This is a genomic window from Protofrankia sp. Cas4 (genome assembly GCF_963555915.1).
Lineage (GTDB): Bacteria > Actinomycetota > Actinomycetes > Frankiales > Frankiaceae > Protofrankia.
Genome location: NZ_CAUVXL010000202.1, coordinates 3,640 through 9,788, shown reverse-complemented (window position 1 = coordinate 9,788; position 6,149 = coordinate 3,640). Strand labels below are relative to the sequence as shown.

Here is a 6,149-nt window from a genome sequence, read left to right as displayed (position 1 = left end):
TTGTATCTGCCGTGAGGCACGGCTTCGACAATGCCTGGTCCGGATGCACTACCGACGAAGATGTCGACCTCAGCCCTGTCACCTACCGTGGTGCCGTCGAAGTGGCCCCGGACAGCCGCCGACGGGACCGGGCTGACGATGTTGTCAGCGTCGCTATCGGACAAGCCGTCGCCGGGGCCGGTGGGGGTGATGGTTGCCGGGCCGGGGGTACCAGCCGATCCGGATCGCCGTGCCCATGTGGGCGAACAGCCAGCAAGCCCGCTCGGCGGACGAAAACGATCCCCCCATCGTGCCGTCGTACCCGACGACCCAGGCATGATCGCCGAACTGGAGTTCCCAGGCGAGGATGGGGAAATCGGACTGGTCGTCTCGTTCCTCGACCAGCGCGAACAGGCGTGGCACCAGGGTGGACAGGAACGGTTGTGGTCGTCGGTCATTCGGTAATCGCCTGGTTCTCTGTCGGCCGGTTATGGGCGTCAGCGTGGTCGGGTGTAGCTCGTCGGGTCCAGCCGTCCAAAGCGTGCAGGCCGTCGATGACGCGTTGCAGCGCGCGGTCGGAAACGCCCGGGTCGGGTCCGCCGTCGCTCGACGGGGGCGACGGGCTGCGACGGGGCAGGTCCCGTGACGCCGGCGGGGCGTCCGCGACGACACCGATCGACGGTTTGCCATGGAGCAAGGCCGCCCATACGACCTTGCCGTTCGTCATGTCACCGACGCGCACGCGGTAGTAGCCCCAGTCCCGGGCGAGGGCTGCGACGAGATGCAGGCCACGGCCGTTGTCGGCGGTGAGATCCTCGACCCGTCGGATCGGGCGGTCCGCCGCCCCGTCCCATATTTCGACGATCACGTCTTGGTGGCTGTAGGTGAGGCGCAGTGCGACCCGGGGCGCCGGCTCGTCGTGCCCGTCCTGGTTGTCTGCTGGATGGCTGGCGAGCACGGCGTTTGTCGCCAGTTCCGACACCACGAGGACGGCCGCGTCGACCAGCTCGTCGAGCTCCCACAGCCGCAGCTGCGCCGCGACGTCGCGGCGCGCGGCCCCGGCGGAGCGGGGGTGCGCAGGGTAGTACCAGACGCGGTGCAGCGGGGCTGGGGCAGAAAGCTCTGACTCCGATGACATATTCGATGACATAAAGGTGACGAGGGCTGCGGTCATACGAGTCTCCCGGCTCAGCGATCTGGCATGGGGTGACCGGCACGCCCGCGAGGCGTGTGCGTGCGCCTCGGGCGCGGGGCCATGCGGGCGGTCACGAGGGACGGGCGCGCGCGGCGCATGCGGCATCCGGCGGAATGGGAACGGCGTCGTTCACGAGGGCGAGGTTGTTCTCGGCGAGCACCACGGTTCGGCATGGCCACCCGCACCCGCATCCGGCGCACACGCCGTCGTTCCTGACGTGCACCTCCAGCACACCGGCCGCGGTGCAGCGCAGCCGCTCGAACGCGCGTTCCGGCGAGGAGAGGCCAACAGTCGGCGTGGATCTGTCCGCCCCGCCCTCGGTTGCGATCACCGGACCGTGGGCGCGCCACCGGCAACGGACACGCGCGGCGGTACGGGCAGCGGGGTGTGGCCGCGGGTCGTGGAATGCGGGGGCCTCGAACGGGCGGGACCAGGACGGCGTGTTGCGCAGGCGGTCCTCATCATCGGGACGGTCCTCACTGAAGGTAGGCAAAAGGGGCCGTTCCACCATCGTCCCGACGGCAACGGGGGGTCATTCCCCTCGCCGCGAAGGTTCCGTTCGCCTGGCCTCATCGTCCTGACCAGCGATAACTCCCAGACTCGGATGAGTCGATTCGCATGGAGAAGGCCGTGCGGTGCTGGGGGCGTGATGCCCGAACGGTTCAGGCCCGGCGACGACGAGCGGCGAGGACGAGCGGCGAACGGGGATCTCGGCGATGGTGTCGTCGCTCAGGTCGTTCCAGTACAGGCCCTCGGGACGCCGAGGCGGACCGCATGTGATGATCTGCGGGATGTGACGATCAGGTCCACGCTGAAGTCGTGGCGAGCCTCCGGCAGGTCCTCGTCCACCACCTGAAGTCGGACGTTCAACCCCTCCCAGGCGTGCGAGCGTCCCGTCCGACGGTTCACAGGCACCACCGGACGACCCAGCAGTAGCCGCGGCGTCACACCACCCCCAGCGGGGTTTGACTGATCGCGACCCGGTCTCGCCGAGATCACCATGATTCCGCGGGTAGCACCGGTCGTGGGAGGCGAACAGCGTCCCTGTCTCGGCAGGCACGTGGGGCCAGCGGGCTGGGTGGGCCGCGAAGAAACAGCCGCACGACTGCGAACACCGTGCCCGGCTGACGGACGTTTCCGCAGGTCAAGCGGCATGCTGGCGCCGAACCGTTCCTTCCCGGGACGGGGAATGACACGGCGGACATCCGCCTGAAAGACTTGGGCACCACGGAGGGCAGAGCCGCCTGTCGAATCCTTTGTTGAGGGGTTTGAGAGTCGCGACAAGGGACCGAAGCGGTTCCGGTTTGCCCGCGTTGCCGGCCGCGAGGAGGACACGCCTGGTTCCGACACCACCCTGTTTCGCGCGCAGAGATGTTATGTGGGAACAGCGACGTTCCCACCTGAACGCCGTTTCTCCTATCGGCACCGATCTGTTGCGCGTGTTCCTTTACCGAGAAGGTCGCTCCCCTACCAGACGACGTCGCTCCCGAGGTGAGCCGGCCGCGCCGCGTTCCACTGAGGGAGCCCACTACCGCCCCATAGCACGGCGCAGGAAAGGAAATACCTGGTGATTGAGGTGACCACCGACCCGGCACGTGCCGCGGCGTTGCGACACAGTCTCGTGGACGAGCTCGTGACAGCCGGCTCGATCGTGTCAGGCGAGATCGAAGCCGCTTTTCGGACAGTGCCGCGGCACCTGTTCGCTCCTGAGGTACCGCTCGACGAGGCATACGCGAACGATGTGGTGCGTACCAAGCGTGACGAACACGGGATGACGATCAGCTCGGTGTCCGCGCCGTGGCTTCAGGCAGCGATGCTGGAGCAAGCCGGATTGCGTCCAGGTCTGCGGTGCCTGGAAATCGGCTCGGGCGGGTACAACGCCGCGTTGATGGCCGAACTCGTCGGCCCGGCCGGTGCGGTCACCACCGTCGACATTGATCCAGACGTGGCCGACCGCGCTCGCCGATGCCTGGCGGACGCCGGGTACGACCAGGTGCACGTCGTGCTCGCCGACGCCGAAGGTGGAGTGGCTGAGTTCGCGCCCTACGATCGGATCATCGCCGCTGTGGGGGTCGCGGACGTACCGCCGGCGTGGGTGGATCAGTTGGCCGAGGGCGGCCGGCTCGTCGTTCCCCTGCGGATGCGCGGTCTGCGCCGGTCGGTGGCGTTCGTGCGCGAGGGTGCCCACTTGGTGAGTCTGGGCCATGAGATGGCCGGCTTCGTGGACATCCAGGGTGCCGGAGCGCAACGCGAGCGACTCGTAACGCTGCACGGGGATGACGTCGGCCTGCGTATCGACGACAGCGAACCGGTCGATGCCGACGGGCTGCGCGGGGCGTTGCTCCAGCCGCGCGTGCAGGCGTGGTCGGGCGTGCGCTTCGGTGGCATGGAGCCGTTCGACGGCCTGTTCCTGTGGTTGGCGACCGGCTTGTCCGACTTCTGTCTGGTGACCCGCGCGCGGACGGACGTTGCCCGCACGCTGGTGGACCCGTGCTCACCGATCGGCACGCCAACGCTGCTGGGTGGGCGCAGTTTCGCCTACCTCGCGTTCCGAGAGATCGATACCGACGCACGCATCTACGAGTTCGGGGTCTACGCGCACGGACCGGACGCCGAGACGCTTGCCCAGGCGATGAACGACCAGGTCCGAACCTGGAATCGCGAGCACCGCGACGGCCCCGCCGCCGTGATTTCCCTCCACCGTTCCGACACCCCCGTCGACCAGCTTCCGCGGGGCCGGGTCATCGAGAGGCGACACACGAAGATTGTGCTCTTCTGGCCCTGACGGATCGCTTCCAGATCCGACCGCTGGATATTGCCTCAATCAACAGAGAGAGATGGTGATCGAGAAATGTCGATGGCTACGACGGATGTCATGCCGGGCGCCTCGGCCAGCAGCGGGGGGCACGACCTGGACTTCGAGCTGGACATCAGCATCGTCGAGTCAGGTCCGGTGATCCCCGTATCCGCAGGTCACGGGCCAGACCGGGCGCGAAACACAAAGTTCCCCGCCGGGGGAATGACCAGGTCGCAGCGGTGGGGCATGGTGACACCACGCTGCTGCCAGGGCCTGGCCTGGCGGCGCAGGAGCACCGGACGCAATCCGACCGAGACAACGCGGCGCAGGCCGACCGGCAACGACAGACGGTGAGCAGGCTCGATGACCCTGACGGTAGACACCTCCGAGGACCCCCGGACCGCCGCGGAACGGCGCGACGCCCTGGTAGACGAACTCGTCGCAACGGGAAGGATCACCACGGCGGCGGTGGAGCGGGCGTTCCGCACGGTGCCGCGGCATCTGTTCATGCCCGAGGGCACCCCGCTGGAGGACGCGTACGCCGTCGACCGCTCGGTGGTGGTCAAACGAGACCCGGACGGCACGGCCCTGTCCTCGGTAAGTGCCGCCTACATCCAGGCCCGGATGATCGAGCAAGCCGGGCTCGGCCCCGGGATGAGCGTCCTGGAGATCGGCGCCGGCGGGCTGGGCGCCGCGCTGCTCGCCGAGGTCGTCGGCCCGGCCGGGCAGGTCGTCAGCGTCGACATCGACCCGGAAGTCGTCGACCGCGCCCGCAGGCTGCTCGCAGCGACGGGCTACACCGACCAGGTCACGGTCGTGCGGGGAGACGCCGAGTACCCGGTGCCCGAGCTGGGCGGACGGGTCGATGCTGTGCTCGTGACCGTCGGGGCCTGGGATGTGGCCCCGGTCTGGCTGGAGCAGCTCACCGAGGACGGCACGCTGGTCGTGCCGCTGCGGATGAACGGGGTCACCCGCACCATCGGCTTCACCCGCGACGGCGACCATCTGTCGAGCACCTCCACCGAGATCGCCGGCTTCGTCCCCATGCAAGGAGCCGGCGGGCACGACGACCCCGCCGTCATCCTCACCGACGACCACGGCCGCCAGGTCACCCTCACCGTCCACGCGGACCCGCCAGCGGACATCAGCCGACTCGACGGCGTACTGACGAGCGAACGGACCACCGCCTGGTCCGGAGTCACGATCGGCAAGCAGGTGTCGTTCGCGGACCTGCACCTGTGGTTCGCCTGCTTCCAGCCCGGCTTCTGCCGGCTGACCGCCGCCGACGCCGCCGCCCTCAGCGCCGACCACAAGAGATGGTTCCCGTTCGGCACCGTGCGCGGCGACTCCCTCGCCTACCTGGTCGTACGGCCAACGCCGGACGGCGCCGAGTTCGGCGCGTCCGCCTACGGGCCACACGGCGAGCACGCCGCCGCCACCCTGATCGAGCAGATCCGAGCCTGGGACCGCCAGGCCCGCCACGCCGCCCCACCCACGTTCGCCTACTGGCCGACCGGCAGCAGGCGCCCCCCAGCCGACGAGAACACCGCCGTGCTCCCCAAGAAACGCGGCGAGGTCACCATCTCCTGGCCCACGACGACCTGACCGCCGCCACGCCCGGAACACCCGAACGGGGGAATGCCGAGGGGGCCTGTCCCAACGGTGACGGGCCCGTTACCGTGGCGATGACCTAGTTGCCCGGAAACAGCGGACCGGCGCCGGTCCGCGGGCAGGCCCGGAGGGGATGAAGCGTGAGTAGGTCCAGCCAAAGGGCGGAGCAGGAGCACCTGCGGGCTCGGATGCGTGCGGTCGGCATGTCCCACGACGAGATCGCGATCGAGTTCGCCCGCTGCTACAGGTATCGTCCCCGTGCCGCTCACCGTGTCGCCCATGGCTGGACCCAGCAGCAGGCGGTCGATCAGATCAACGCCCACGCCGCCCGCATCGGCCTCGACCCCGACGGCGCCGCCACGCGCACCGCGCCCTGGCTCAGCGAACTGGAGAACTGGCCGGTTCCGCTCCGGCGCCGGCCTACGCCTCAGCTTTTGGCCTTGCTCGCCGAGGTCTACGGGACGAGCGTCCACAACCTTCTCGATCTCGACGACCGCGAGACCATGATGCCAGCGGATCTGATGGTTATCAGCCAGATCCGCAAAGGGCTGTCACCACGAACGCACC

The 6,149-nt window shown here is 68.8% G+C and carries 5 protein-coding genes and 2 pseudogenes; 3 read left to right on the top strand and 4 right to left on the bottom strand.

The window, feature by feature from the left end:
• Nucleotides 1–153 precede the first annotated feature (153 nt).
• From U9979_RS18705 to U9979_RS18690, 4 genes and pseudogenes are all read right to left on the bottom strand, one after another.
• Nucleotides 154–402: a hypothetical protein gene (locus tag U9979_RS18705; protein WP_322780399.1), complete on the bottom strand. Its 249-nt coding sequence runs from the start codon at nucleotides 400–402 to the stop codon at nucleotides 154–156.
• A 31-nt stretch (nucleotides 403–433) separates the two neighbouring features.
• Entirely contained in the window at nucleotides 434–1,153 is a 720-nt protein-coding gene (locus U9979_RS18700) for an ATP-binding protein (RefSeq protein ID WP_322780398.1), read from the bottom strand.
• 91 nt (nucleotides 1,154–1,244) lie between these two features.
• On the bottom strand, nucleotides 1,245–1,667 hold the full coding sequence (locus U9979_RS18695) for a hypothetical protein (protein ID WP_322780397.1): 423 nt from the start codon (nucleotides 1,665–1,667) through the stop codon (nucleotides 1,245–1,247).
• A 207-nt stretch (nucleotides 1,668–1,874) separates the two neighbouring features.
• A pseudogene (locus tag U9979_RS18690) lies at nucleotides 1,875–2,032 on the bottom strand (5-formyltetrahydrofolate cyclo-ligase); the annotation flags it as partial.
• 706 nt (nucleotides 2,033–2,738) lie between these two features.
• On the opposite strand from U9979_RS18690, the gene fxlM (U9979_RS18685) reads away from it, so the two are divergent.
• The 3 genes and pseudogenes from fxlM (U9979_RS18685) to U9979_RS18675 all read left to right on the top strand — a co-directional run.
• On the top strand, nucleotides 2,739–3,959 hold the full coding sequence (gene fxlM, locus U9979_RS18685) for a methyltransferase, FxLD system (RefSeq protein ID WP_416220251.1): 1,221 nt from the start codon (nucleotides 2,739–2,741) through the stop codon (nucleotides 3,957–3,959).
• Between the two features lie 375 nt (nucleotides 3,960–4,334).
• Nucleotides 4,335–5,576 (top strand): methyltransferase, FxLD system, encoded by a 1,242-nt coding sequence (gene fxlM, locus U9979_RS18680; RefSeq protein WP_322780394.1) that lies wholly within the window; start codon nucleotides 4,335–4,337, stop codon nucleotides 5,574–5,576.
• A 146-nt stretch (nucleotides 5,577–5,722) separates the two neighbouring features.
• Nucleotides 5,723–6,149 (top strand): annotated as a pseudogene (locus U9979_RS18675) (hypothetical protein); the annotation flags it as partial.